20 protein-coding genes are annotated in these 25,324 nt (G+C 39.9%); 10 read left to right on the top strand and 10 right to left on the bottom strand.

The window, feature by feature from the left end; all coding sequences use genetic code 11:
* Positions 1-78 precede the first annotated feature (78 nt).
* The 4 genes from ACOV1Q_RS06540 to ACOV1Q_RS06525 all read left to right on the top strand — a co-directional run bounded on the left by ACOV1Q_RS06540 (position 79) and on the right by ACOV1Q_RS06525 (position 9,696).
* Positions 79-903, top strand: a complete 825-nt coding sequence (locus tag ACOV1Q_RS06540; protein WP_424493591.1) for a fimbrial biogenesis chaperone — start codon at positions 79-81, stop codon at positions 901-903.
* An 88-nt stretch (positions 904-991) separates the two neighbouring features.
* On the top strand, positions 992-6,589 hold the full coding sequence (locus ACOV1Q_RS06535) for a DUF8696 domain-containing protein (protein WP_424493590.1): 5,598 nt from the start codon (positions 992-994) through the stop codon (positions 6,587-6,589).
* Positions 6,586-7,110 carry a DUF4402 domain-containing protein gene (locus tag ACOV1Q_RS06530; RefSeq protein WP_424493589.1) on the top strand — a complete coding sequence of 175 codons (525 nt, stop codon included), beginning with the start codon at positions 6,586-6,588 and terminating at the stop codon, positions 7,108-7,110. Before ACOV1Q_RS06535 ends, ACOV1Q_RS06530 begins: the two co-directional genes overlap by 4 nt.
* 15 nt (positions 7,111-7,125) lie before the next feature.
* Complete coding sequence (locus ACOV1Q_RS06525; protein ID WP_424493588.1) at positions 7,126-9,696, top strand: hypothetical protein; 2,571 nt, start codon at positions 7,126-7,128, stop codon at positions 9,694-9,696.
* A gap of 68 nt (positions 9,697-9,764) precedes the next feature.
* On the opposite strand, the gene ACOV1Q_RS06520 is transcribed toward ACOV1Q_RS06525, so the two are convergent.
* Genes ACOV1Q_RS06520 through ACOV1Q_RS06510 form a run of 3 tightly spaced genes read right to left on the bottom strand, consistent with a single transcriptional unit; the run spans position 9,765 to position 13,533 of the window.
* Positions 9,765-11,111 (bottom strand): GntP family permease, encoded by a 1,347-nt coding sequence (locus tag ACOV1Q_RS06520; protein ID WP_424493587.1) that lies wholly within the window; start codon positions 11,109-11,111, stop codon positions 9,765-9,767.
* Positions 11,108-13,024 (bottom strand): NADP-dependent phosphogluconate dehydrogenase, encoded by a 1,917-nt coding sequence (gndA, locus tag ACOV1Q_RS06515; protein WP_424493586.1) that lies wholly within the window; start codon positions 13,022-13,024, stop codon positions 11,108-11,110. Before gndA ends, ACOV1Q_RS06520 begins: the two co-directional genes overlap by 4 nt.
* 8 nt (positions 13,025-13,032) lie before the next feature.
* Entirely contained in the window at positions 13,033-13,533 is a 501-nt protein-coding gene (locus ACOV1Q_RS06510) for a GreA/GreB family elongation factor (RefSeq protein WP_424493585.1), read from the bottom strand.
* A 130-nt stretch (positions 13,534-13,663) separates the two neighbouring features.
* Here ACOV1Q_RS06510 and ACOV1Q_RS06505 point away from each other — a divergent pair, with 130 nt between their 5' ends.
* A complete protein-coding gene (locus ACOV1Q_RS06505; protein ID WP_424493584.1) occupies positions 13,664-14,899 on the top strand; it encodes a glycosyltransferase family 4 protein in 1,236 nt (411 codons plus the stop codon).
* A 60-nt stretch (positions 14,900-14,959) separates the two neighbouring features.
* On the opposite strand, the gene ACOV1Q_RS06500 is transcribed toward ACOV1Q_RS06505, so the two are convergent.
* A complete protein-coding gene (locus ACOV1Q_RS06500; RefSeq protein WP_424493583.1) occupies positions 14,960-16,294 on the bottom strand; it encodes an aspartate kinase in 1,335 nt (444 codons plus the stop codon).
* A gap of 105 nt (positions 16,295-16,399) precedes the next feature.
* Between ACOV1Q_RS06500 and ACOV1Q_RS06495 the strand changes: the two genes are divergently transcribed.
* Positions 16,400-17,047 carry a hypothetical protein gene (locus ACOV1Q_RS06495; protein ID WP_424493582.1) on the top strand — a complete coding sequence of 216 codons (648 nt, stop codon included), beginning with the start codon at positions 16,400-16,402 and terminating at the stop codon, positions 17,045-17,047.
* Positions 17,048-17,056: 9 nt separating this feature from the next.
* Here ACOV1Q_RS06495 and ACOV1Q_RS06490 read toward each other — a convergent pair whose 3' ends face one another.
* Entirely contained in the window at positions 17,057-17,935 is an 879-nt protein-coding gene (locus ACOV1Q_RS06490; RefSeq protein ID WP_424493581.1) for an NHL repeat-containing protein, read from the bottom strand.
* A 145-nt stretch (positions 17,936-18,080) separates the two neighbouring features.
* Between ACOV1Q_RS06490 and ACOV1Q_RS06485 the strand changes: the two genes are divergently transcribed.
* Entirely contained in the window at positions 18,081-18,209 is a 129-nt protein-coding gene (locus ACOV1Q_RS06485) for a hypothetical protein (RefSeq protein WP_424493580.1), read from the top strand.
* A 10-nt stretch (positions 18,210-18,219) separates the two neighbouring features.
* Here the strand turns inward: ACOV1Q_RS06485 and ACOV1Q_RS06480 are convergent, their stop codons facing one another.
* The 4 genes from ACOV1Q_RS06480 to ACOV1Q_RS06465 all read right to left on the bottom strand — a co-directional run bounded on the left by ACOV1Q_RS06480 (position 18,220) and on the right by ACOV1Q_RS06465 (position 21,679).
* Entirely contained in the window at positions 18,220-18,852 is a 633-nt protein-coding gene (locus tag ACOV1Q_RS06480; protein ID WP_424493579.1) for a CPBP family glutamic-type intramembrane protease, read from the bottom strand.
* A gap of 80 nt (positions 18,853-18,932) precedes the next feature.
* Positions 18,933-19,688: a phosphatase PAP2 family protein gene (locus ACOV1Q_RS06475; protein WP_424493578.1), complete on the bottom strand. Its 756-nt coding sequence runs from the start codon at positions 19,686-19,688 to the stop codon at positions 18,933-18,935.
* Positions 19,689-19,697: 9 nt separating this feature from the next.
* Complete coding sequence (locus ACOV1Q_RS06470) at positions 19,698-20,153, bottom strand: 3D domain-containing protein (protein WP_424493577.1); 456 nt, start codon at positions 20,151-20,153, stop codon at positions 19,698-19,700.
* A gap of 62 nt (positions 20,154-20,215) precedes the next feature.
* Positions 20,216-21,679: a Gfo/Idh/MocA family protein gene (locus ACOV1Q_RS06465; RefSeq protein WP_424493576.1), complete on the bottom strand. Its 1,464-nt coding sequence runs from the start codon at positions 21,677-21,679 to the stop codon at positions 20,216-20,218.
* 360 nt (positions 21,680-22,039) lie between these two features.
* Between ACOV1Q_RS06465 and ACOV1Q_RS06460 the strand changes: the two genes are divergently transcribed.
* Entirely contained in the window at positions 22,040-22,468 is a 429-nt protein-coding gene (locus ACOV1Q_RS06460; RefSeq protein ID WP_424493575.1) for an FKBP-type peptidyl-prolyl cis-trans isomerase, read from the top strand.
* Positions 22,469-22,614: 146 nt separating this feature from the next.
* Here ACOV1Q_RS06460 and ACOV1Q_RS06455 read toward each other — a convergent pair whose 3' ends face one another.
* The gene (locus tag ACOV1Q_RS06455) at positions 22,615-22,968 is read right to left on the bottom strand and encodes a 4Fe-4S dicluster domain-containing protein (protein ID WP_424493574.1); all 354 of its coding nucleotides are present in this window, start codon (positions 22,966-22,968) and stop codon (positions 22,615-22,617) included.
* A 64-nt stretch (positions 22,969-23,032) separates the two neighbouring features.
* Here ACOV1Q_RS06455 and ACOV1Q_RS06450 point away from each other — a divergent pair, with 64 nt between their 5' ends.
* Positions 23,033-24,112, top strand: coding sequence for an acyl-CoA reductase (locus tag ACOV1Q_RS06450; protein WP_424493573.1), 1,080 nt, complete (start codon positions 23,033-23,035; stop codon positions 24,110-24,112).
* A gap of 129 nt (positions 24,113-24,241) precedes the next feature.
* On the top strand, positions 24,242-25,306 hold the full coding sequence (gene serC / locus ACOV1Q_RS06445; RefSeq protein WP_424493572.1) for a 3-phosphoserine/phosphohydroxythreonine transaminase: 1,065 nt from the start codon (positions 24,242-24,244) through the stop codon (positions 25,304-25,306).
* Positions 25,307-25,324 lie beyond the last annotated feature (18 nt).

Below are 25,324 nucleotides of genomic sequence, written 5' to 3'. Positions count from 1 at the left end.
GAAATCCTTAACGTTCTTGTCTTCTTTTACTTACATTTGTGCTAAGTAATAAAGTTTGACTGAAATTAGTGCCCCCGCATGAAAAAACAACTACTCAGGTTTTCCACGTTTTCTTTTCTATTTCTTTTTCTTTTCTCTGCAGAAATTGCCAAAGCTCAGGGCGATCTTATGATTATGCCAAAGAGGCTTGTTTTCGACGGTTCTCAGAGGTCTCAGGAAATTAATCTGGCGAATACAGGAAGCGATACTGCTGTATATGCTGTTTCATTCGTCAACTACAAGATGACTGAAAACGGCAACTTTGAACAGGTGGAAGTTCCTGAAGAAGGACAGCGCTTTGCTGAAGATTTCCTTAGATATTTCCCTAGACGCGTAAGTCTGGCGCCAAATGAAGCTCAAACAATTCGAGTACAACTTACCCGCACCGGAAATCTTGAACAAGGCGAATATCGCTCTCATATGTATTTTAGAGCAGTTGAAGAACAAACAGCTTTGGGGGAGGAAGAAGTTCAGGAAGGAGAAGGAATTTCGGTAAATATTAAAACTGTATTTGGAATAAGCATTCCAATTATCATTAGGCATGGAGATTCCACAACCCAAATGGAGCTGAGTGATATTCAACTACAGCAAACTGGCAAAAATCCTATGTTATCCCTCGTTCTAAATCGGACAGGAAATATGTCGGTCTACGGAAATATAAAAGTAGATCATATTTCCCCTTCCGGAGTAACTACAGAAGTGGGAATGGTAAAAGGAGTTTCAGTATATACCCCAAACTCAAAAAGAAATTTCTCATTTGAACTACGTAAGGCCGGAGAAGTAGATTTAAGCAGCGGAAAGTTGGTAATATTATATTCAGAAGAGAACGGCCAAATTTTGGCAAAAGAAAATTATAATTTGTAATCAAACTGTCACGTATAGAGAACAATTACCTTCACTCAAAATGAATCCCCCCCCTACTCTTCTACGTTATTTTACGATCTGCATATGCATGCTTGGAAGTTGCTTTGTGCAGGGGCAAAATGAAAATGGAGTGAACAGTTGGGTTGGTCATGTTTACGATGGGACCAATAGAAATATTTCATATAATGAGACCTTTACAAATTATCTTGGTAGTTACACTGAGGATCCTGTTTTTGAACAAAATTTCTTCACCAATAATGGCAGCTTTTATTTAGGTTATAGAGAGGTCAGGGCTGAAACTTTTTCTGTTCGATATAGAATGAATAGCTCCGCAAAAGGATTGTTTACCATTGCAATCGGGTCTGATGACGGAAGTAGGCTCGCCATTGATGATAAATTAATTTACAACCATTGGAGTGATCATAGTTATACGGTAGATTCTAATATTCTGCTAAGCCTTACCGGCACAAGTAATCTTGTTCTAGATTATTATGAAAATTCAGGAGATAACCGAATTAGTTTTGGTAATGCCGTGCGTATTATAGAAAATGTTTTAACTCAAAACACTTCTCAAACACTTTTTTTAGAAAATATGGGGCAACCCATAAGTGGGGATGTTTTCGGAGCTTTACCAAATGGTATTTCCCCAACAGGCTCTGGTTATCAATGGTATTTCAGTAAGACTGAGAGAGGAACAAAATATCCAATTTCGGGAGCAACAGGGGCAACTTATACTCCTTCTACCGCTAAGGCTCCTTTTGATTCTCCTGGTACCTACTACATATTTAGACAGGCTAAATTAACCAGCTCGAACAACAGGTTGGCTAATAACTACCAGGCGGTAAATTATTCGAACCCTAGTATTCTTGAAATCAAGAATGTAAGTTCTCCAACAGCTTCTAGTAACAGTCCAATTTGTGTGGGAGGAACTTTACAATTAAATGCTTCAACTGTTTCTGGCGCAACCTATCAATGGACAGGACCTAACCAATTTACTTCTAATTTGCAGAACCCTTTTATTGAAAATGTTACTGCAAATCAATCTGGCATTTACTCCGTTAGGGCTGTAATTAACGGAAATGAAAGCGAACCTGCTTCGACTTCAGTGAAGATAGATGAATCCATTTATAATAATGGAATTGGCCCTACAGTTTGTGGAAGAGTAGGTGAAAACGGAACTCTTAACATCACTGCGCCCGAAGGCAATATTTTTACCTCTGTAATTTTTGCCAGCTATGGTACACCTACAGGTACTTGTGGTAGTTTTGAGAAAAGTACGTGTCACTCCACTTCCAGTCAATCTATTGTAGAAAAACTTTTGATTGGCAATAACACCGCTACAATTACTGCTAATAATAGCACATTTGGAGATCCTTGTGTAGGTACCGTTAAGGAATTAGTTGTACAGGCAACCTATAAAGAAACTGTACAAACAATATGCAGTGGTGAAACTCCAGAACTTATACCTGGAACCTTACCTTCAGGAAGTAATTCCTTCTCTTATCTTTGGGAAAGTAGTACCTCGGGATCTTCAACAGGTTTCTCGGCAGCCATGGGAGATAATAAATCTAAAGATTACGCTCCGGGTCCATTAAAGCAAACTACTTGGTTCCGAAGAAAAGTAATTTCAGGAAATTGTGCGGCAAATATTTCCAATGCGATAAAAATTGAAGTCACCACGCCTGTTCCTAATCCTACAGCCTCTAATAATGGCCCTCTATGTATTGGTGCTACTTTAAACTTAGCTGCAGTTAATATTGAAGGAGCCACTTATAATTGGACAGGGCCAAACAATTTTACTTCTTCAGAAAGAAACCCTTCAATTCTTAATGTGAATGAGCGTCACGCCGGTAAATATTCTGTCACCGCCACTGTAAATGAATGTACCAGTGAAGTAGCTACCACGGTAGTAGATGTTAATTCATATACTATCCCTACCACAGATGAAAATGCTTATGGCACAAATTCCTGGATAGGGCACGTATATGATGACAGAGAATTTGGCACCTATGTTGGAACATATTCTGAAAGGGAGGAATTTTCTCAAAACTTTGGAGGTATTATAAATTGTTTTCAAGTTTCCCATGGTACAGGTGCTAATTCTATTTATACGCAGCAGTTTTCCGTTCGTTACCTTAACCAATCTTCCAAAAATGGACTTTATGTAGCCAATTTGGGGTCAGACGACGGGATAAGATTAAAAGTTAACGGAGAAACGGTTCATGATAACTGGATGGATAGATCTCCTACAACAGATTCAAATGTTCTTCTAAATCTTAATCAGGAAGAAAACCTTCTTACCTATGAATACTATGAAAACAGTGGTGGGAATGTGGTTGAGTTTCAGAATTTCCAACCCGTAACAGAGAACAGATTAACTGGAGCTGTAGAACAAGCTATTTGTGGTACTGAAACTGCTGCAACTATTTTTGGAGATGAAATTACCTTATCTAATGGAATTACAACAATAGGCACCGGTTTTCAATGGTTTTACAGCACTTCTAAAAATGGGAAAAAAATTGCTATTTCAAGAGCAAATCAGAAAGATCTCACTCCAGATGTTACCGCTCCCCCCTTCAATGAACCCGGAGAATATTATATTTTTAGGGAGGTTAACGTACAGAGTACCAATAATAGAATTAACCAGAATTATAGCTATACTACCACTCACCAATCAAGTCCTGCACATCTTGTAATTAAAGAAACTCCTCAAATGGAAATCACTGCCAGTCCTACAGACTTATGCGGGGCAGGTGAAGTCATTCTTTCGGGAAGTTTTACCGGCAGCGGATCTTATCTTGTGACTGTAGAGATTAATGGTACTGCCGTGCAAGACATTTCTGTAAATACAAATGAGTTCTCAGAAGTATTTCCAATAAATGAAACCACTACGTTTAACATTACCAGAATTGTTGACCGATCTACCGGTTGCATAAACGATGACCCAAACGCTTCTGTAACCATTACTGTACAACAGGAAATTTCACGAAACAGGATTTTGGGTGCACAAGACATTTGTGGTAATGTGGAGTCTGACATTCTGGAAGGAAGTACACCAAGCGGCGGCAACGGTACCTATTCTTACCAGTGGTTAAGCAGCACTACGGGTCCAGACGAAGGGTTTGTTCCTGCAGCGGGAGTAAGTAATAGCATAAACTACAGTCCCGGTGTACTTGAACAAACTACCTGGTTCAAAAGAAATGTTTCCTCTGGGGTTTGTAACAGTTTAGATTCTAACGTTCTAAAAATTACCGTAAATCCTGCGCTTTCTAATAATACAATTGCTTTTGAAACCTCTACAGGCGCTACCTTAAACCTTTGCAAGGGTACTTCCTCCGAAAATATTTCAGGCTCAATTCCTTCCGGTGGAACGGGTATGTATGAATATGTATGGGAATCGAGCACAACTGGAGAAAACAACGGATTTAATCCAATTTCAGGAGCAATCAATCAAAATTTTTCCCCTGGAAATGTTTCACAAACCACCTGGTTAAGACGGGTTGTAAGTTCCGGTAATTGTGAGGCCGAGATTTCCAATGTATTAAAAGTCACAGTAAACCCGTTACCGACTGCTGTTGTAAATGCTCCTGAAAGTATTTGCCAGGGACAATATGCAACTGTTGAAGGAGAATTTACGGGAACTGGGCCATGGCGTATCGATCTTCGAATGAATGGAAGTAGCTTTCAGAATCTTCTTATCAACGAGAGAGAATTTTCAGAAAGAATTCCTATCTATGAAACGACCACTTTTGAGGTAGAGAAAATCACCGATCTAGGAACTTCATGTGCAAATACAAATCCGCAAATTTTTTTTACAATTCAGGTAAAAACACAATGGGAATGGACCGGCACTGCAGATACCAACTGGAACAATCCAGCAAACTGGAGCTGTAATGCCCTGCCCACATTACAAACCAATGTGCTTATTCCTTCGGGATTGGAGAATTACCCAATCCTGAACACTGGAAACATCGGACTCTGTAAAAACCTGACTCTTGAAGACGGAACAACCGTGCAGGTTATAAATAATGAACTGAGGATTGCCGGTATTTTCTCCAATTCGGGGCGCTTTAATTCTGAAAATGGAGCTACTGCTTTTGTTGGTAATTCGGCTCAAATCATTCCTACAGGGGCGTTTGAAAAGAACAGGATCAAAAACCTCACGATCAACAACCGTAGTGGGGTAACATCTAAAGCAATATTAGAAATCACCGGAATATTAAAGGCTGAAAATGGCATTTTTGAAACCAATAATAACCTGACTTTAATATCCAATAAAATACAAACCGCATTAATAGATGGTTCTGGCAATGGAGAAATTCAGGGAACTGTCAAAATGCAACGTTACCTTGATAATTCTTTTGGATATAAATATTTCAGCGTGCCGTTTCAGAATTCCACAGTAGGAGATTTTTCAAGCTATGTGGATCTTTCGGCTGAATTTCCAAATTTCTACAGTTATAATGAAGATAGGGAAGATGCAGCAGGAAACGATGCCACCGGCTGGGAAACCTATACTACGACAACTGCAGCATTGAACGCACTGGAAGGTTATGCACTTAATTTTGGAAGCGAAAGCACAGCCAAAACAGTGGAGATTGCCGGAACGGTAAATAATAATGCCTTTTCCAGAACCCTTTATAACCACAATGGCGAATATACTCAAGGATTTAATCTCGTTGGAAACCCCTACCCTTCTCCTATTGACTGGAATGCTGCGGAAGGCTGGACAAGATCTAATATAGATGATGCCATATATTTCTTTACGGCAGGAAGCGAAAACCGCTATACGGGAACATACACTTCTTTCGTAAATGGAATTCAAAGCGATGATGGAAAATCCAGCGGTATCATTCCCTCCATGCAAGGCTTCTTTGTACATGTAAGCGATGTCACGCCCGATGATTCTCCTACCATTGCATCTTTTGGGATGACCAACGAGGTAAGGGTAAATAATTTCTCTCAACCTTTCCTGAAACAATCCTATAAAAATTCTACCGAATTGATAAGGCTTACAGCTTCATACGAAGGGGAAAAAATGAATGATCCTGCTGTTATCTATTTCAATTCTTTCGCAACCTTGAATTTTGAGAAAGATATGGATGCTCATAAACTCATGAATACGGCAGTGAATGTTCCTAATCTCTACAGCATTACTCCTGTTAATGAAAAGCTGGCAATTAGTGCCATCCCAAATCCTGAATTTCATAACTCTGTGAGAATACCTCTGGGACTTGAAACCAAAAAAGAAGGAAACGTGATAATACAGCTGAAAGATTTTGAGAATTCCCCTACTTCCTATATCTATTTGGTCGATTTGAATAAGAGACTGGCACAGGATCTTACGAAAGAACCTGAATACCGCTTTAGGTCTCAAAAAGGGCAAAATGATTCAAGATTCTACCTCATGTTTTCTCCAACCCGGTTAACAGATCCTGCTGTGGTTTTCGACGAACCTTTTAGCGTAAAGACAACTAACGGAAAAGTCACTGTGAAAATGAACCTCAAACCCACAGAAAAAGGAAGCCTGCGCATAAGTACAGTCAACGGAATGATCCTGGATGTGTTGAAAGTGCAGGGACAGGAAAGTGTGGAGATCGAAAGAATAAGAAGTGAAGGAGTTTATTTCATCAGTTATCTTTCAGAAGAAGCACCTTTCACTAAAAAAGTACTGGTAAAAAAATGATTACATTAATTCCTATTGCTACAGATAAAAACCTCTTGAAAATAGCATTTTTGATACTTTTTCTTTCAGGAGCTTTTCCAATGCTTGCCCAGGAAAATCCGCCTATCCCTGTTAAGGTGGAAGTAAATACTTCGCAGTTTCTTAATTTTGGAGCGTTCACCACGGGAGAAGGTGGTGGCACGGTAACTGTAGATTTTAATGGCAACCGAACGCATACTGGGAATGTTTTCTTATTAAACCTTGGAGCATCCCCTTCCCCGGCCCTTTTTGATGTCACCGCAAATCCCGGTACTATTTTACAAATCATTGCACCTAATAGTGTGGAATTAAATGGCACCAATGGCGGAACAATTTATTTAGATATTAATAGTTTCAGTACAGGACAATCTTTTATTACTACGGCAAATCCGCCGGGAGTAAATGAAGTTTTCGTTGGTGGCACATTGACTATTGGTAACGAAAGCGCAGCACCTGCCGGCCGGTATAACGGGACTTTTAACCTCACCTTTATACATCAATAGAAGTTTACAATTCTAATGCAAAAAGGTTCCCCCGCTTTTCTTACTGAAATTCTAAAAAATGTACTGCCAGGCTTACTATTTTTTCTGCTGTTTGGCACGAGCGTCTTTGCACAGGATTTTTCAGATTACGACGAGCTAAGTGTGGAAATGAACATCCCAAAGATTGGGGTAATTGAAATTCCTATTGCCATTAAAGGACAGGATGCTTATTTGCCTGTCACCGATCTTTTTCAATTCCTGAAAATAAAAAATGAAAAAACCGAAAACAGAATTTCCGGATTCATTATTCATCCCGATTCCACGTACCAGATAAATCCTGAAACTGCCGAAATAACCTTCAAAAATGAGGTTTTTCAGCTGGATTCTTCAGATTTTATAGAATCCCCTACTACACTTTATCTTAAGTCGAATTACTTTGGTGAAATATTTGGACTTCATACGAATTTCTCCTTCCGAAGCCTTTCAGTAAACATGGAAACCAATCTTGAACTGCCTGTGATCAAGGAAATGAGGTTGAAAAAAATGCGGGAAAACCTTGATCAGGTAAAAGGAATTGTAAAGGCCGATACCAGTATCGCCCGCAGGAATCCTTTTTTTAAAGCCGGGATGCTCGATTGGGGGGTGGTTTCAACACAACAAAGTGCCATTGAAAATGACAATCGTCTAACATTAGGTCTGGGAACGGTTCTTTTGGGTGGGGAAACAAACTTACTCCTTAATTATTCCACAAGGGTTGATTTTGATACCCGTAACCAGTTTTACCAGTGGCGATATGTCAACAACGACAGCAGACTTTTCAAGCAGGTAACCGCAGGCCGAATTTTCACACGCGCCACCTCTTCTCTTTTCGCACCGGTGGCCGGGGTGCAGGTAAGTAACAGCTCCTTGCAAAATCGCAGGTCCTTTGGAACCTACGCTCTTAGTGATTTTACAGAACCTCGTTGGACGGTTGAACTTTATATCAATAATATTTTAGTCGATTTTACTGAGGCAGATGCTTCAGGATTCTACTCTTTTGATGTTCCTTTGATGTACGGGAATACTGCTGTAAGCCTTCGTTTCTACGGACCCTGGGGAGAAGAACGGGTGGAGAATCGCGTAATTAATATTCCTTATAATTTCGTTCCGAAGAACGAGGTGGAATATACCCTTTCTGCAGGAATCGTTGAAGATGAAGACAACCGCAGGTTTTCACGATTTAATTTCTACTACGGACTCAATAACAGGATGACCCTTGGTGGTGGTGTGGAATATCTTTCAGAAGTAGAAAGTGGGGAATTTATGCCATTTTTGAATACTTCCTTTCGATTAGCTTCAAACATCCTGTTTTCCGGAGAGTATATGTATGGAGTAAAAGGAGAAGGAATCTTAAGTTATCGGAGTCCGAGAAGTTTCCAGGTGGACTTGAATTATGTAAAATATCATGAGGACCAGACTGCTATTAATTATAATTATCTAGAGGAGCGAAAAATCAGCTTTTCGACGCCTATTCGCACCAGGGGATTTTCAATGTTCAGCAGGTTCAGCGTCAACCAGATCATTATGCCTACTACAGAATTCACCACGGCACAATTATTACTTTCAGGTGCGTTCATGGGAATAAGCACCAATTTCACTACCTATGGAATTTATAATGATCGCACCCAAAAACCTACCATTTACAGCTCCCTTTCTCAAACTTATCGACTGCCTTACCGGTTTTTATTTTCCCCGCAGCTGCAGTATGATTTCAGCAAAGAAAGACTGAACAATCTTACGATGGAAATGGAACGGCCTGTTTTTGACGGCGGCTTTCTAAACCTTGCTTACGAACATAATTTTACCAGAAAGGCTCATATCTTTGAAGTCGGGCTACGATATACCTTCAATTTTGCGCAAACCGCATTTACCTCCAGAATTGGTAACCAAAATTCCTCTTTTGTGCAATCGGCGCGTGGAAGTCTCCTGCTAGATGACAATACAGGTTATGTCATGGCAAACAACCGAACCTCTGTTGCGAAAGCCGCTCTAACGATTATTCCCTTTCTCGATTTTAATAACAACGGGATCAAAGACGGTATGGAACCAGGCGTGCCCGGACTTGAGTTAAAAAATTCCGGCCGACTCACCTATAATGAAGATCGTACAGTTTTAAGAATTACAGAATTGCAGCCCTACGTGGATATCATGCTGCAAATTGAACCTACCAGTCTTGACAATATTGCCTGGAGAATTCCTAATCCTAAAATTAAGGTTCACACCGTGCCGAACCAGTTTCAGGAAATTTTTGTACCTGTGGAAGTGCTGGGGGAAGTTGCAGGGATGGTTTATTTTAAGAATAAAAGTGGCGTAAGAGGCCAGGGACGTATATTGGTTAATTTCTATAATGATTCTGGCGAACTTGTCACACAGGTGTTGAGCGAAGGCGACGGATATTTTACTCACCTCGGGCTCTCTCCCGGAAAATACACTGCGGAAATTGATGCTGCCCAGCTTAAAAAATTGGGATATACCGCAACTTCTTCCAACGCTGCTTTTGAAATTGAAGTTTCTGAATATGGTGATATTGTAGACGATCTTGAATTTGTTCTTTCAGAAAAAGAATAAGATCCAAAAATGACATTTTTAGCTTCATTTCTGAAAAGACTGCAAATTCCACTGGAGGAAATGATTACTTAGACTATAAGCCAGAGTATTTGGGAAACTGAAAGACCTACTACTGCTATAATTGTGGTCATCACCGTCCAGGTTTTGAAAGTTTGTTTTTCAGTTAGGTTTAGAAACTGTCCCACCAGCCAAAATCCGCTGTCATTCACGTGAGACATAATTGAAGCACCGGAAGCAATTGCGATGACGATCAACGAGATTTGTGCCATAGAAAACGAGTTCCCGGTGAGCACGGGAGCCGTAATTCCGGCGGCCGTAATCATTGCGACAGTAGAAGAACCTTGCAGCACCCTTACCAAAGCGGCTACCACAAAGCCAAACAGCAACGGATTAAAAAAGGAACTATTTAATGCTTCAGCAATCATTTCACCAGCTCCTGTATTAATCAAAATTTGCTTAAAAGCACCACCTGCTCCTGTAAGAAGGATAATAATTCCCGCTGCCTGAAATGATTTGGTCGCCACTTTCTGCAAGTAATCTTTAGACATTCCACGTTTTATTCCAAGAAAATACCATGCAATAATATTGGCAATGATCAGAGCGGTAAATGGATGGCCAATAAGTTCCACAACATAAAGAATTTCTGCAGAAATATTAGCATCTGCAAACATGGGGCTGCCAATTACCGTATTTAGAACGATCAATATAATGGGTATAAGAATGATACTGATAATCAAACCCGGCGACGGACTCATTTTTTCCGGAAGGTCTTCATCTTCATCAAAAACAAGGGGTTCAATATGGGTTTTACGGGAAATATACTTGGCAAAAACAGGTCCCGCAATGATGGCTGCAGGAAGACCGGCTAAAAATCCGAAGATGATCACCCAACCAAGATCGGCACCTAAAATATCTGCAACGGCGATAGGTCCTGGTGTAGGCGGTATAAAAGCATGTGTAATGGCAAGTCCTGCCAATAGTGGGATAGCGTATAATAATAATGATTTTCCAGTTTTTCGGCTAAGGGCGTAGGTAACAGGAACCAGGATGATAAAAGCTACATCAAAGAAAACGGGAATAGCTACCGCAAAACCAGTGATCATCATTGCCCAGGGTGCATTCTTTTCTCCGGTTTTCTTTAGCATAAAAGAAGCGAGTCGCTGCGCCCCGCCGGATTGTTCTAAAATTCCGCCGAACAAAGCTCCCAGTCCTACCACTGTCGCAACGAAACCCAGTGTGCCTCCCATTCCTTCCATCATAGTGTCCAGAATTTCAGTGGCCGGCATTCCGGCAAGAATTCCAACCACAATGCAAACGATGAGAAGTGCTAAAAAAGCCTGAATTTTGAGTCGGAGGATTAAAAAAAGTAAAAGGGCAATTCCGGCGAAAACCGCAAATAGTAAAGTTATATTCATTCTTTAATTGGTTTCCATTGGGTGTGAAAAAATTTTCCTCGAGGCTTATCCGTTCTTTCATAAGTATGGGCGCCAAAATAATCCCGCTGTGCCTGTATCATATTTGCTGAAGATTGCCCTGAAGTAAAGCTAAGAAAATAATTTGCTGCTGAAGATAAAACAGGAACAGGATAGCCATTTTCAAGAGCACGGCCAACGGTTCCGGAAAGTGGCTTCCAATCTTCTTCAAGCACTTCTGAAATCTTTGGATGCATTAATACATTTCCTTCTGAACTTTCTTTTAAAAGTTCAACAAGATCTTCCATAAACGCCGAACGAATGATGCAGCCATTGGTCCAGATTCGGGCAATTTCAGATAAATTGAGATTCCAGTCATATTCTTTGCCCGCTTCTTTAATAAGATCAAATCCAATGGCATGATTTATAATGCTGGCAGCTTTGTATGCCTCGAAAAGTTCTTCAGAAAAGGCTTCTGAAATGTCATTTTTGGATGCTAAGGAGTTGTAATGTTCTTCAGCTGCTATTCGCTCCTCTTTTTTACCTGAAATATTCCTGGCCATAACAGCAGCGGTGATCGTATCCAAAGGAACACCAAGTTCAAGCGCTGCATTAGTAGACCAGCCGCCGGTTCCCTTCTGCTTTGCAGCATCCAGAATTTTATCTATTAAAGATTCTCCGTTTTCTTTCGTTCTTAGAATATCTATGGAAATTTCCAGAAGATAACTCTGCATTTCCGCATTCCATAATTCAAAAAGAGTAGCGATTTCTTCAGGAGTAGATTGGGCATGAAATCTAAGGAAATGATATACTTCAGCAATAAGCTGCATTTCCCCGTATTCTATCCCGTTGTGCACCATTTTCACAAAATGGCCTGCGCCATCAGGTCCTACATAGGCACAACAGGGGTTTCCCTGTTTATCTTTAGCTGCTATCCTTTCGAGAAAATCTCCTACCCTTTCATATGCTTCGGAAGAACCACCGGGCATAATTGACGGACCTTTAAGCGCACCTTCCTCCCCGCCTGAAACTCCCGTGCCCATAAAAAGAATTCCTTTTTCCTTTAAAAATTTTTCTCGCCTTGCGGTGTCTTTGTAATGGGAATTTCCGCCGTCAATAATTAGATCATTTTTTTGTAACATGGGCAGAAGACTTTCTATCACAAGGTCTACCGCTTTACCTGCATTCACCATTAACAGGATATTGCGTGGAGATTCCAGTGATTCGACAAACAGCTTCAAATCATCAAAGCCTGAAAAATGGTAATTTTCACGATGTTTCTCTGCAAATTTTCTTGCTATATCTACTTCCAGGTTCTCCACGTGCCGGTTATAAACCGAAACGGTCACCCCTTTTGACGCTAAATTTACGGCCAGACTCTTTCCCATCACTCCCAAACCCATGAGTCCAATTTTAGATTTGCGGCTTTCTTTATCCAGTTTCTGCATAATTTGCTTAACAATATTTTCTATGGAGGTGTTCACGTTCACATGGATTCCGTACTGCGGAATTTGAAGCGTTGTGTACTGGGATTCCAGTAGTTCCGGTTTAAAATAATGATTTTTTCGAGAGCTAAGACGCTCCAGGATGATTTCATATTCTGAATGTAAAAAGATCCAGGAAATGTCATTTTTGGGGATGGACTGTAATTGTTCCCTGTATTTTTCTTTAAGCGCAGAACAGGCAAGTACGGCCCCTCTTTTCATGTTCCATTCCTGAATTTTTTCAGATAATGTTTGTAGCCAGATCTTCCGGTCTTCGTCTTCCAAAGGAATTCCCTTTTTCATTTTTTCCACATTCCGAAGTGGGTGGAAATCATCGGCATCAAAGAATGGCACACAAAAGCGTTCTGCAAGCAGTTTTCCTATAGTGGTCTTCCCCACTCCCGAAACTCCCATAACAATGTAAACGTGCATATCTTCACTTAATATTTTATCGAAAAGATCTCTAACGTTCGCAACTCATTCCCCAGTTTAAATTCGGCCACATCTCCTATTTTTCTACCCGTTACGGCTCGTGCAATGGGTGCCACAAAAGCAATTTTTTGCTCTTTCACATTGGCTTCATCAATCCCCACAATCCTGAATTCCTGCAACTGGTTCTTCTCTAAATATTTCAGCTTCACTTTAGCCCCAAATCGAACTTCCTCCTCAGGTTGTTCAGAAGGATCTAGAATTCGCGCAGAATTTATTCTTTCCTGCAGTAAATTCAATTTCCCGTCAATAACAGCCAGGGCACGTCGACGCTCTGTATCACTTTCTGCTTTCAGGTCTGTACGTTTTCGTTCGAGTTCTTTTCTTTCCTCCAGCAAATCTTCCATTCCCTGCGGTGTCACATAATTTGTTACTCCCGGCGGCAATGCAGCCCGTGGTGGTATGAAAGGCGCTTCTTCCTGGTCTTCTTCTTTTACAAATCCTCTGCTCATTGTTCCTTAAATTCCAATTAATCAAGATACAGATTTTTTATTTATCGGCAATATTATAGGTGCGGAACAAGATTTCCTCATATTTTCCCGAAATTCGCCTCGAAAATCATCTTTTTTGAAGCTATTATAAATGAAGAAATTATTAGTCATTGGTTACGTTTGGCCAGAACCAGGCTCATCTGCCGCGGGCAGCAGAATGATGCAATTATTAGATTTTTTTCAAAAAAGGGATTTTGAGATCACTTTTGCAACAGGTGCCTCTTTAACTCCTTTTGCAGCAGACCTAGCCGAAAAAGGGATTAAAACGGTAAAAATCAAGGTCAACGATGCTGCTTTTGATGATCTTATAGCTCAAATACAGCCTGAAATCGTGCTTTTTGACCGTTTTATGATGGAAGAACAATTCGGCTGGCGTGTATCTATGGTTTGCCCCAATGCTCTCAGAATTTTAGATACAGAAGATCTTCATTTTCTTCGGAAAGCGCGAGAAATGGCATTCAAAAAGGGCATTTCTGAACAGGATTTTATACTGGAATCTGATCTCACCAAAAGGGAAATTGCAGCAATATATAGGTGTGATTTAAGCCTTATCATTTCTGAAGCTGAAATGCAATTGCTTAAAGACGTCTTTAACTTACCAGATCAGCTTTTGCACTATCTTCCGTTTATGTACAACGAAATTTCAGAAGAAAAAGTAGCTTCGCTTCCCGGATTTTCTGAAAGAAAAAATTTTATCAGCATTGGCAATTTTCTGCACGAACCCAATTGGAATGCGGTGCTTACATTGAAAGAAAAAATCTGGCCTCACATCCGGAAAAAACTTCCTCAGGCAGAAATACATATATACGGGGCTTACCCGTCAAAAAAGGTATTTAACCTGCACAATCCTGCCAGCGGATTTTTAGTGAAAGGTAGAGCCAAAAATTCTGAAGAAGTCATGACAGCTGCCCGTGTTTGTCTTGCTCCCATTAAATTTGGTGCCGGATTAAAAGGAAAATTCATTGAAGCCATGCGCTGCGGAACACCAAGTGTCACTACAAACATTGGAGCCGAAGGAATCCCCGGAGAATTGCCCTGGAATGGAGGGATTGCCGATGATAACGAAGCATTTGCAAGCGCCGCGGTAGAATTATATGAAGATAAAAACGCCTGGAAGCAGGCCCAGGAAAATGGCTTTAAGATCATGAACGGCAGGTTTTCAAAAATGGCATTTGAAGCGGCTTTTCTGAAAAAAATCAATGCGATTAAATCAAATCTTGAAGACCATAGAAGAAAGAACTTCACCGGTGCCATGTTACAGCACCATTTGTACAAAAGCAGTTATTACATGTCCAGGTATATTGAATTAAAGAACCAAAAGGCATAAAAAAGCCGCCCCATTCACCAAAAACAAGGCAGCTTTATAAAAAACAAAGGAAAGTAAGACTTAAGAGTCTGCAGGAATATTTCCAGAAAACAACTTATCATTTAAGCTTTTAAGAATTTGCACCTTATTTTTGGTGTCTACGAGCAGGGAAATATTGTTTTTACTACCGCCGTAAGAAATCATCCTTACGGGAATATCATTCAGCAGCTCAAATATGCGGTAAATCTTTTTATCTTCAATGACAGATTCGCCCACGATACAAATGATGCTGTGCTCCTTCTCTACCGTAATCTCGCCGTAAGCTTCGAGTTCATTTAAAATAAGATCCAGGTTTTTAATATCATCGATCGTAAGGGAAATGGCAATTTCTGAAGTGGTGATCATATCTATGGCCGTTTGATGTTTATCGAAAACATCAAATATTTTCCGAAGAAAACCGTGCGCCATCAACATTCGGTTAGATTTGATCTTGATCGCCGTAATACCGTCTTTTGCAGAAATAGCTTTTAATCCGGTGCTTTTAACTTCCGAAGAAATTTTTGTCCCGGCAGCTTGTGGCGTAAATGTGTTTTTTAAATAGATAGGAATATTTCTTTCCTTCACCGGCTGCACTGTTTGTGGATGCAGGATTTTCGCACCAAAATAGGCAAGCTCGGCGGCTTCTTCAAAAGTGAGATAGGACAAGGCTTTTGTGTTCTCCACGTGCCGAGGATCATTGTTATGAAAACCGTCAATATCTGTCCAAATCTGCACCTCTTTTGCCCCGCAGGCTGCGGCAATAATAGTAGCGGAATAATCACTTCCGCCACGTTTCAAGGTATTGATATTCCTGAAACGGTCTATGCGAACAAAACCCTGAGTAATATAAATTTCGGACCTTATTTCCCTTTCAAGGGTTTCCTTGAGAAGTGCTGAAACGGTTTCAATATTGGGATTTTCAAGGCTTTGCACATGCATAAATTCTTTTGCATCCAAAAGCGTGTTATTTTGCTCTTCGGCCTCAAGGTATTTTGAGAAAATATAGGTTAAGAAACTTTCCCCATAGGTAAGGACAACCGGCTCCAGCTCTGGGGAAAAGTTTCCGGAGAGAACCTCTCTTAGCTCTCCGAACATTTGCTCAATATGTCCCAGTGTTTCTTTTTTTGCTTCGGAATTGCTGAACAGTTCGTCAATTAAATCACTATGTTTTTTAAAAAGACGTTCCAAAACCTCATTTTTAGAGCTCTCACTACCAAGCCTGAAATACTCGACCAAATTCACCAGCTCATTGGTAACGCCAGACATGGCAGAAAGCACCACAATTTTGCTCCCCGGTTGTGCGCTGATTATCTCTTTTACATTCCGGATACTTTGAGCAGAGCCTACAGAAGTACCTCCAAATTTTAAAACCTTCATCTTTTATGTCATTTTTCAATTGCATAATTAAGGTTTGACCTGTGGTTTTTAAAGAATTGATTCTATATTTCATACCTTTGTACAAATTGTTTAATATTTAACATTATGAAAACAATCAGCACTTGTGTTCATGACATCATTCGTCACCAGCCTTTCCTGGATGATGCACTTGCCAGGAATATCATTAATTTTAGTTCACTTGCCGCCGATCTTCAACCCCAGGTGGAGAAAGAGATGAGAAAGCCGGTAAAGCAGGGTTCCATTATTATGGCGCTGCGACGATACAGCCCTAAAAGGAGCAAGTTTACCAACAATAATTTTCGAAAATTAGGTGACATCGTGGTGCGCTCTGGAATCACGGAATATACTTACCTTAATTCCAAGACCATCATAGCAAACAAGGCAAAACTGCTTGATTCTGTAAAAGACCAGGCGGGAATATATCTGAATTATTCCAGCAATTACCAGGAAAGTAATTTTTTGGTATCGACATCTTTAAAGGAAATTGTGGAGGAAAATTTCCAGAATGAAATAAAGGTGAATGAAAAGAACAATCTCGCCTCCATCACCATTGCGCTGCCCGAAGGAAATACAAAGACGATTGGCTTGTATTTTTACATTTTTAAACTGCTGGCCTATGAAGGAATACCGGTGTATGAGATCATTTCCACCACAAACTATTTCAGCCTGTTTTTGGAGAATGAATATGTGAACCAGGCTTTCTTTCTAATGAATGAAATCAAAGCTTCTTAGAATACTGAATTAATCTACGCGGTACCACCACACTTCATTCTGAAAATTCATAGGTAATATCAACACATTTTCTTCTTCATGAAAAAGGATGTCACCGGCGCTTTTTTCTGCAGTCACCACGGCTTCTGTATTTCCGTCTTTGTCAATGCTGTAGATCGTACCGGTAGCCCAGTCTGAAACGTAAAAAGAATCTTTTGAAGCCTTTTGTATACCGTCAAGATTTCCAATCCCCTTTTCTGTCACTTTTTTTATCTCCTGTGTTTCAGTATCCAGTCTCAGGAAATTACCATCCTGGTTCTTGCCCCAGGAACCCACATATAATTGATCTCCAACAGCGAGTACGCCATTTGGAGTGTTCAGTTTATCACTTTTAAAGAACTCTGTCACTTCTCCTTCTTCCACATAATCGGCAATCATACTGTTGTTGGCCATTTCTCCTGGCATAATATAGATGCTGTTCTGCCCCATGTCTGAAATAAAAATATTTCCCTCGTCATCCTGGGTGATGTCATTAAGAGAGACAGCATCTTTAACCTGGATTTTACGGGTGACTTTCGCATCGTTTAAGCTCATTTCAACGAGTTCCTTATTGTCTGTAACATAAAGTTTATCTCCGTCCAGAAGTAATCCTTTGGGATCATTTAACCCGGTGATCCATCTGGCTTCAATTATTTCGCCGGAAGGATCCACCTTTGAGATAAACCCATCTCCTGCTTCCTTGTCTGCCATATTAGAAACATATAACACATTATTTGCCGAATCCAGAATTACAGATTCGGGGTGAGAAAAACCTTTTGCTTTATGAAAGGGTTCAGAATTTTGTGAAACAGAGATCAGCGGAAATAAAACCAGCAGAACGCCGGAGGAAATCTTTTCTAAAGTTTTCATAGATAGCTAGTTTAATAGATTGAAATATACAAAAAGATTAAATGCTCTCTATTTATGAATCATTTAAAGTGAGGCACTAAAGTTTTCATAAAGCTCTTCCCCAAATGTTCTTATTCCGTTACTTTTAATCTGGAAATAAATTGCTATGAAAAAGATCCTGAGAGCCATCATTGCAGGATGGGGCGCGAAAAAATTAGGAGGCGGCTGTGGTTGCTTCGGAATCATTATCGTATTCATCATCCTGTGGTGGTTATTGGGAAACTTCGGTTTATAACCGCTTAGAATTAGGCAAAGAAATGCCCAAATCCTACCGTAAACATGATTAGCCCGTATATGTAATGTTCCAGACTTACGTTCAGTAGACTTTTTGACTTCAGATAATTAAATATAAATATCCAGCTCACCAGAAAAGTAGCTATGGGGGCTACCCAGTTTCCATAGATAAAATGCGTGAGCGCAAAAATGATTGCGTTACTAAGCATTAAAAGATATCTCTCTGGCACAATGCTTTTATACCTGTGAAAAAAATACATCCGATAAATGATTTCCTGCGGAAGGACTGAAACTACAGGATAAAGAAAAAAAGTAATAAGGTATTTATAAAAACTCTCCAGCGGATATTTCATAAATAAGTGGGGAAAGATCCAGAAAGTAAACCAAACGAGAAGGATGCTTATTGCTATAATTCTAGGGATGCTCTTCCTGAAGTATTCAATATCAAACCGCACAAATCTCTTTTTATCAAAACCGGGATCGTTTAAAAGCATGCCCAGAAAAAATAGAGCTATCAGCAAAAGCGGGATGATCTTCCACCAGCCTTCAAGAAATTCTACTGTTATGAAGGGGATAAAAATGAAGAATAGCAGGAATTCAAAAACCCTGTAGGTGTTTGAATAGTAGACTTTGTTCAGGCTCATAGCATGTTTACCCGAAAGGTAGAAAAATATCTTCTATAGGTTTTTTAAAGATATGATAAAAATACACTTTTTGGAACCTATTAATTGGTTTCCATGTTTTCCTCAACTTCAGAGCGATTTCTCTTCCGAAGGAGATCAATAATATTAAAAAGTACAATGCAAAATGCGACCCAGATTAAACCAGCAACAAAACCTCCTGCCACATCTGAAGGGAAATGCACACCAAGATATATTCTGCTTGTACCTATTGCCAAAATAAGCAGTGAAAACAGCAGGGAAAGGGAAAACCTTATCCATTTGGTCATTTTAACCTGGTACAAAAGATAAATAAGAAATCCATAAAAAGCCATGGCACTCATGGCGTGACCGCTGGGATAACTCAGAGATTCTATTACTACTAGATGTTCCTGGTCTGGACGTGCTCGGTTGAATACCTTTTTTAAAGCAATATTTGATAGTGCAGAAAGGATTAAAACCCCAAGTAACTGGAAGATAAACTTCCAGCTACGCAGTTTTACGAAAAGAAAGATCGTTACCAGGATCATAGCGACCAGGTACGCATATACATCACCAAGATCTGTTATGAAAATAAAGAAGGAATTGAGTCCGGGACTTCGAAAAGAGGTGACATATTCAGTGACCGTTTGATCAAAATTTTCCATAGAATTGCCTGTCACTTCCTCTGTCAATTCCACAAAGATGTTCATCCCCACGATAAAGATCACGAATGAAATTAGGATGATAAGATAAAAGGACAATTCTTCATTTTCACGTGAAAATTTCTTTCGTAAAAATTCAATACTGTCTTTAATAATGGATCTTATTCCTGTGCCCATATTTCTTTTTTATTGTTGTGCTTCATCTGGTTCTTTACCCGGAAAGCTGATCTTTAATTTCCTTCTACCCCATTCTTTGGCCTTCGCCTTGTCTACACCCATATAAATATCAATCTTATTACGCCACCTTGGATGCATCTTATCATTGACTACAAAAAAGTCATCAAAACCTTCAATTGCGACAGGAGTACCGTGGGTGAGCCCTTTTCTTAAAAGATCTCGTGACACAGCAATACTTTTCATTCCCGGCACGAGAGTATCTCCCCAGGCGGTAATATTAACGTTTCCTTCTCCCTGGCGTTGTAAAGAATTGTATGCTGACGCGGTTACCGAAATGGTATCTGTAAAGACAATGATGTCATCTTCTTTTTCTGTTTCAGAAGAGAAATCGCATGAGCTTATGACTGAGAGAATGTAGAGTCCTCCAACCATGCTCAGGAACTGAAGAATTTTTATCTGAAACATTCGTACATTTTAAATTTCGCCATCATTCTTATAATAATAAAAAAAATGATGAACACGAAATTTTAGCCAAGTGTCCAGCCTTCCCTGTAATCTCTTTTCACAAATTTATTAGCTTCCTCCAGATTTGTCACTCTCATGTTATCTGAATCCCAAAGCATTTTAATATCCCGACCAGGATAAATAGTACGGGAATCTCCTTTGTCGTTGGTTACCTTTCTTTGAATATCTGTTCCACGAATGGCAAGATTGGCGATCAACAAAGTCTCTGTAAGCGGACCTGCAACCTCAAAAGGAGAACTCATTTGTTTTTCCCCGTGACCAGCAATAGCTCCTTCTACCCACTGGCCGTAGTGCCCGTCTGCACCACCAGGCACCCTGGCGTACTGTTGCGGAACATTGACTTCATCTGTCTTGGAAGTTGGTAGGAGCCTTGGATTCTCTCCATAGGTACCACACATCATTTTTCCTTTAGTACCTTCAAAAAGTACTCCGTTTCCTCCATCCCCAAAGGTTTCGTTTGGCCCAAGCTCTTCAGGACGCATAGGTTGAATTCCGCCGTCCATCCAGTGCATGTTTAAGTCGCCATCAGTTTTTTCATTACCCGCAAAGGTCATGGTCACATGGCTTGATGGCGGACAACTTTCTGGAAAATAGCCCCGCTGGAATTCATCCACATAAACGCTTCCAACACTACATTGTACATCTTTGGGATATCCTAATTCCAGTACGGTAAATGGAGCTTCTATAAGGTGACATCCCATATCGCCTAAAGCGCCGGTACCATAGTCCCACCAGCCTCGCCAGTTGAAGGGTACCAACCCATCAATATATTCTTTATAAGGGGCAGTTCCCAACCAAAGATCCCAATCGAGTCCAGCAGGTACTGCAGAGGGCTTTTGTGGCCATGGTATTCCCTGCGGCCAAACAGGACGATTTGTCCAGCAATATACGGTATGAACATCACCAATAAGACCTGCATTGAACCATTCTTTTAATTTACGCACTCCGTCTCCCGATGATCCCTGGTTTCCCATTTGTGTCACTACCTTAAGTCGGCTGGCAGCTTCTGTAAGTTTTCGGGCTTCATAAATGTCATGCGTAAGTGGTTTTTGCACATAGACATGCTTGCCCATTTCCATAGCGGCCAGTGCCTGTACTGCATGGTTATGATCTGGTGTGGAGACAGAAACCGCATCGAAGTTCTTTCCTTCCTTGTCAAACATTTCACGCCAGTCCTTATAGTATTTTGCTTTCGGAAAACGAGCAATAGACGTAGCGGCACGCCTGTCGTCTACATCACATAAAAAGCCAATGTCTGCTTTTCCGGTTTGTGCAAAACTGTTGATATCACTTTCCCCTTTTCCTCCTACACCTATTCCCGCTACGACAAGTCTATCGCTGGGAGCGGTAAAACCTACCCCACCCATTACGTGCCTTGGAATAATCATAAAGCCAGAGGCCGCAAGTGCTGTACTTTTAAGGAATGTTCTTCGGGAATTTTCTTTCGTGAAATCGCTTTTTTTCATGGTTAGTTGGAATTGGTTATGTAATGCTTAGAAATTAGGCCAAGTTGCTTCAGTTTTCTGAAGCAGTGACTAATCTAAGAACTAAATTTCTAATCTCCAATTGAAGAATGAAATTGAGTTAGGAAAAGTGCTTAAAAAAATAAATTTCTTTAAAAAGAGTCAAAAAACGCATAAAAAATCTCTATTTCGTTAATTTTGATAGAAGAAAAAGCTATAAAAATAGTCCAGATTTGTCTTTGGTATTAATAAGTGTACCTTTGCAATCTGAAATGTGGAATAGGCATTTTATGCGAAAGGTTTTCCTTTTTCATCTGGTTTTATTTCATTTCAGTTTAATTTTTAATTGATAAATACAATTTTATGAGTCAGGTAAAACAAGATGACACCGTAAAAGTACATTACACGGGAAAATTAGAAAACGGAGAGGTTTTCGATAGCTCTTTGGAAAGAGATCCTATTGAATTCACTATGGGTCAGGGACAACTAATTCCTGGTTTTGAAAAAGGATTGCTTAATATGGAGGTAAATGAAAAGAAGACCATCAACATTCCTTCTGATGAGGCTTACGGTGAACCACGACCAGAATTGGTTCAGGAAGTAGAAAAAAATCAGCTTCCTGAAGAAATCAAGCCAGAAGTTGGTATGGGGTTGGTTTCAAAAAGCCCTGATGGCCGTGAAATGAACTTAGTTGTTACTGAAGTTAAAGATGATTCTATTGTTGTTGACGGGAACCACCCATTGGCAGGAAAAGATCTTATTTTTGATCTTGAAGTAGTTGAAATTAAATAAGGAATTTAATTCCTAAACTTTTGAAACCTGTAGGAGAAATTCTGCAGGTTTTTTTTGTCAAAGAAAAAAAAAATTCCGTTAGAGAATCCAACGGAATTTTGTCATTTTAAGACTTCAGGAAAAGGTTTTTTTTCCCTCTTGCTTATCTACTCGTCGTGGTGCATAAAAGATTGTTTGGCCAAAAGTTCCTGGTCCGTTTCTTCGTTTGCAGGATCGGGTACACAACAATCTACAGGACATACGGCTGCACACTGCGGCTCGTCATGAAAACCTTTACACTCAGTACATTTATCTGGCACGATATAATATATTTCGTCACTTAGCGGCTCCTGGGCTTCATCAGAATTTGCTTGTTTACCATTTGGCAGCACCACATCACCTTTTAGGTCTGTTCCGTCTGCATATCTCCAGTCATCAGCACCTTCATAAATTGCAGTGTTTGGGCACTCCGGCTCACAAGCTCCACAGTTTATACATTCGTCTGTTATAATAATTGCCATAGCTTATTTTTATTCTAAATTTGCACAAATTTAAAGCCAAAACAGTTCTTAAACAAATATGGGAATGACAATCGAACAGCGTAAGAAAAACATAGCTCAACTGGGACAGTTTCTGGGTCAGTTTTCTATTAACGGAATTAAAAAGCTGGATTCTCTCCCCCACAACGATCCTCATTTTGAGCGATTGGCACAACAAATAGAGCAGGCCGTTCACCATAATGGCTGGTTCACAAAAGAAAATATCCTGTTTTCCATAGAACAATGGAGCAAAGCCCTGACGCTTGAAAATCTCGAAAAATGGCTGTCTAAATATCATTTTAAAGAGACAGCACCAAAGACAGTAGGCATTATTATGGCCGGAAATATTCCATTGGTGGGATTTCACGATTTTCTTTCGGTTCTCATCAGCGGGAATAAAGCTTTGATCAAACAATCCTCAAATGATAAATTGCTGCTGCCCGTTCTGGCAGATTATCTTATCGCTATTGCCCCAGAATTCGCAGATCAAATTCACTTTTTGAAGGATTCAACAGCGGGCCCAGAGAAAATGAAGAATTATGATGCTGTTATTGCCACCGGAAGCAACAACACCGCGCGTTATTTTGAATATTATTTCAAGGATAAACCTTCTATAATTCGAAAAAACCGGAATTCGGTCGCTGTTTTAACAGGAAATGAAACAGAAGAAGAACTGGCACTTTTGGGAGAAGATATTTTTAGATATTACGGACTTGGTTGCCGCAATGTTTCAAAAATATATGTACCCAAAAATTATAATTTTGATACCTTTTTTAGAGCAGTTTATTCCTGGAATCCTATTATAAACCAGGCGAAGTATGCAAATAACTATGATTATAACAAGGCGGTCTATCTAATGAGCATGTTCAAACTTTTAGAAAACGGATTTTTGATCTTAAAAGAAGATGAAAGCCTGAGTTCACCTATCGCGACCCTCTTTTACGAAACTTATGATGATGCAGAAGCTCTTCAGAAGGAATTACAGGCAAGAAAAGAAGAGATACAGTGCGTGGTGGGAAAAAACATCCATGAAGATGCTATCGACTTCGGAAAAACGCAGCACCCTCAGTTATGGGATTATGCCGATAATGTTGACACACTTGATTTTCTGATCACTAAGTTGTGAAAAAGGGCATTTTTTTCATGAATTCTACAAAGATTCTTGAGTTTAGCTGTTTGTATTTTTGAAATTATCATTTTCCTAACAGGGAAAACCTAAGGATTTCATCATATTTGTAACTGTAAAAATTCCAACATGAAAAAACATAATTACAGTGCAGGCCCGTGTATTCTTCCACAGGAAGTTTTCCAGGAGGCGTCCCAGGCCATCATAGATTTTAATAACACCGGACTTTCACTTCTGGAAATTTCTCACCGAAGTAAGGAATTTGTCGATGTCATGGAAGAAGCAAGAAGCCTGGCGCTTGAGCTTTTAGGACTCGAAGGTAAAGGTTACAAAGCCTTATTCCTTCAAGGAGGCGCCAGCACCCAATTCCTCATGGCTCCTTATAACCTGTTGCAGGTCAAAGCAGGCTATCTTAATACCGGAACATGGTCTACCAAAGCTATTAAGGAAGCTAAACTTTTTGGAGATGTTGCAGAAGTAGCATCTTCGGCCGACAAAAATTTCAGGTATATTCCCAAAGGATATTTCATTCCTTCAGATGTTGATTATTTTCACTGCACCAGTAACAATACCATTTTCGGAACTCAAATAAAAGAATTTCCAAATACGCCGAAACCAATCGTTTGCGATATGAGCAGCGATATTTTTTCACGGCAAATGGATTTCTCAAAATTCGATCTTATTTATGCGGGAGCCCAGAAAAATATGGGACCCGCAGGTACTACCCTGGTAGTTATTAAAGAAGATATTTTAGGAAAAGTGGAAAGATCTATTCCTTCTATGATGGATTATAAAATCCATATCAACAAAGCAAGTATGTTCAATACACCGGCAGTATTTTCGGTATATGCATCTATGTTAACTCTAAGGTGGCTTAAGAAGAACGGTGGTATTTCAGCAATGGAAGAAAGGAATGAGAAAAAAGCTTCCCTGCTCTATTCAGAAATTGATATCAATCCATTATTCCAGGGATATGCAGAAAAAGAAGATCGTTCTACGATGAACGCCACTTTTACACTTTTGAATGATGATCTAAAAGAGACTTTTGATACAATGTGGAAAGAAGCGGGAGTTAGCGGACTTAACGGCCATAGAAGTGTGGGTGGTTATCGCGCCTCTATGTACAACGCATTACCCCTGGAAAGTGTGCAGGTGCTTGTAGACGTAATGAGCGAGTTGGAACGCAAAGCATAATTTTAGAAGCAACAGAAA

The sequence above is a fragment of the Salinimicrobium maris genome (assembly GCF_049680855.1).
Lineage (GTDB): Bacteria > Bacteroidota > Bacteroidia > Flavobacteriales > Flavobacteriaceae > Salinimicrobium.
Note: the sequence above shows the minus strand (reverse complement) of the source record. Positions and strands in the feature narration are given on the sequence as shown.

Coding starts and splice junctions, on each gene's coding strand:
- ACOV1Q_RS06540 (WP_424493591.1), top strand. CDS start 79: ATGAAAAAACAACTACTCAGGTTTTCCACGTTTTCTTTTCTATTTCTT.
- ACOV1Q_RS06535 (WP_424493590.1), top strand. CDS start 992: ATGCTTGGAAGTTGCTTTGTGCAGGGGCAAAATGAAAATGGAGTGAAC.
- ACOV1Q_RS06530 (WP_424493589.1), top strand. CDS start 6,586: ATGATTACATTAATTCCTATTGCTACAGATAAAAACCTCTTGAAAATA.
- ACOV1Q_RS06525 (WP_424493588.1), top strand. CDS start 7,126: ATGCAAAAAGGTTCCCCCGCTTTTCTTACTGAAATTCTAAAAAATGTA.
- ACOV1Q_RS06520 (WP_424493587.1), bottom strand. CDS start 11,111: ATGAATATAACTTTACTATTTGCGGTTTTCGCCGGAATTGCCCTTTTA.
- gndA (WP_424493586.1), bottom strand. CDS start 13,024: ATGCACGTTTACATTGTTATGGGAGTTTCGGGAGTGGGGAAGACCACT.
- ACOV1Q_RS06510 (WP_424493585.1), bottom strand. CDS start 13,533: ATGAGCAGAGGATTTGTAAAAGAAGAAGACCAGGAAGAAGCGCCTTTC.
- ACOV1Q_RS06505 (WP_424493584.1), top strand. CDS start 13,664: ATGAAGAAATTATTAGTCATTGGTTACGTTTGGCCAGAACCAGGCTCA.
- ACOV1Q_RS06500 (WP_424493583.1), bottom strand. CDS start 16,294: ATGAAGGTTTTAAAATTTGGAGGTACTTCTGTAGGCTCTGCTCAAAGT.
- ACOV1Q_RS06495 (WP_424493582.1), top strand. CDS start 16,400: ATGAAAACAATCAGCACTTGTGTTCATGACATCATTCGTCACCAGCCT.
- ACOV1Q_RS06490 (WP_424493581.1), bottom strand. CDS start 17,935: ATGAAAACTTTAGAAAAGATTTCCTCCGGCGTTCTGCTGGTTTTATTT.
- ACOV1Q_RS06485 (WP_424493580.1), top strand. CDS start 18,081: ATGAAAAAGATCCTGAGAGCCATCATTGCAGGATGGGGCGCGAAAAAA.
- ACOV1Q_RS06480 (WP_424493579.1), bottom strand. CDS start 18,852: ATGAGCCTGAACAAAGTCTACTATTCAAACACCTACAGGGTTTTTGAA.
- ACOV1Q_RS06475 (WP_424493578.1), bottom strand. CDS start 19,688: ATGGGCACAGGAATAAGATCCATTATTAAAGACAGTATTGAATTTTTA.
- ACOV1Q_RS06470 (WP_424493577.1), bottom strand. CDS start 20,153: ATGTTTCAGATAAAAATTCTTCAGTTCCTGAGCATGGTTGGAGGACTC.
- ACOV1Q_RS06465 (WP_424493576.1), bottom strand. CDS start 21,679: ATGAAAAAAAGCGATTTCACGAAAGAAAATTCCCGAAGAACATTCCTT.
- ACOV1Q_RS06460 (WP_424493575.1), top strand. CDS start 22,040: ATGAGTCAGGTAAAACAAGATGACACCGTAAAAGTACATTACACGGGA.
- ACOV1Q_RS06455 (WP_424493574.1), bottom strand. CDS start 22,968: ATGGCAATTATTATAACAGACGAATGTATAAACTGTGGAGCTTGTGAG.
- ACOV1Q_RS06450 (WP_424493573.1), top strand. CDS start 23,033: ATGACAATCGAACAGCGTAAGAAAAACATAGCTCAACTGGGACAGTTT.
- serC (WP_424493572.1), top strand. CDS start 24,242: ATGAAAAAACATAATTACAGTGCAGGCCCGTGTATTCTTCCACAGGAA.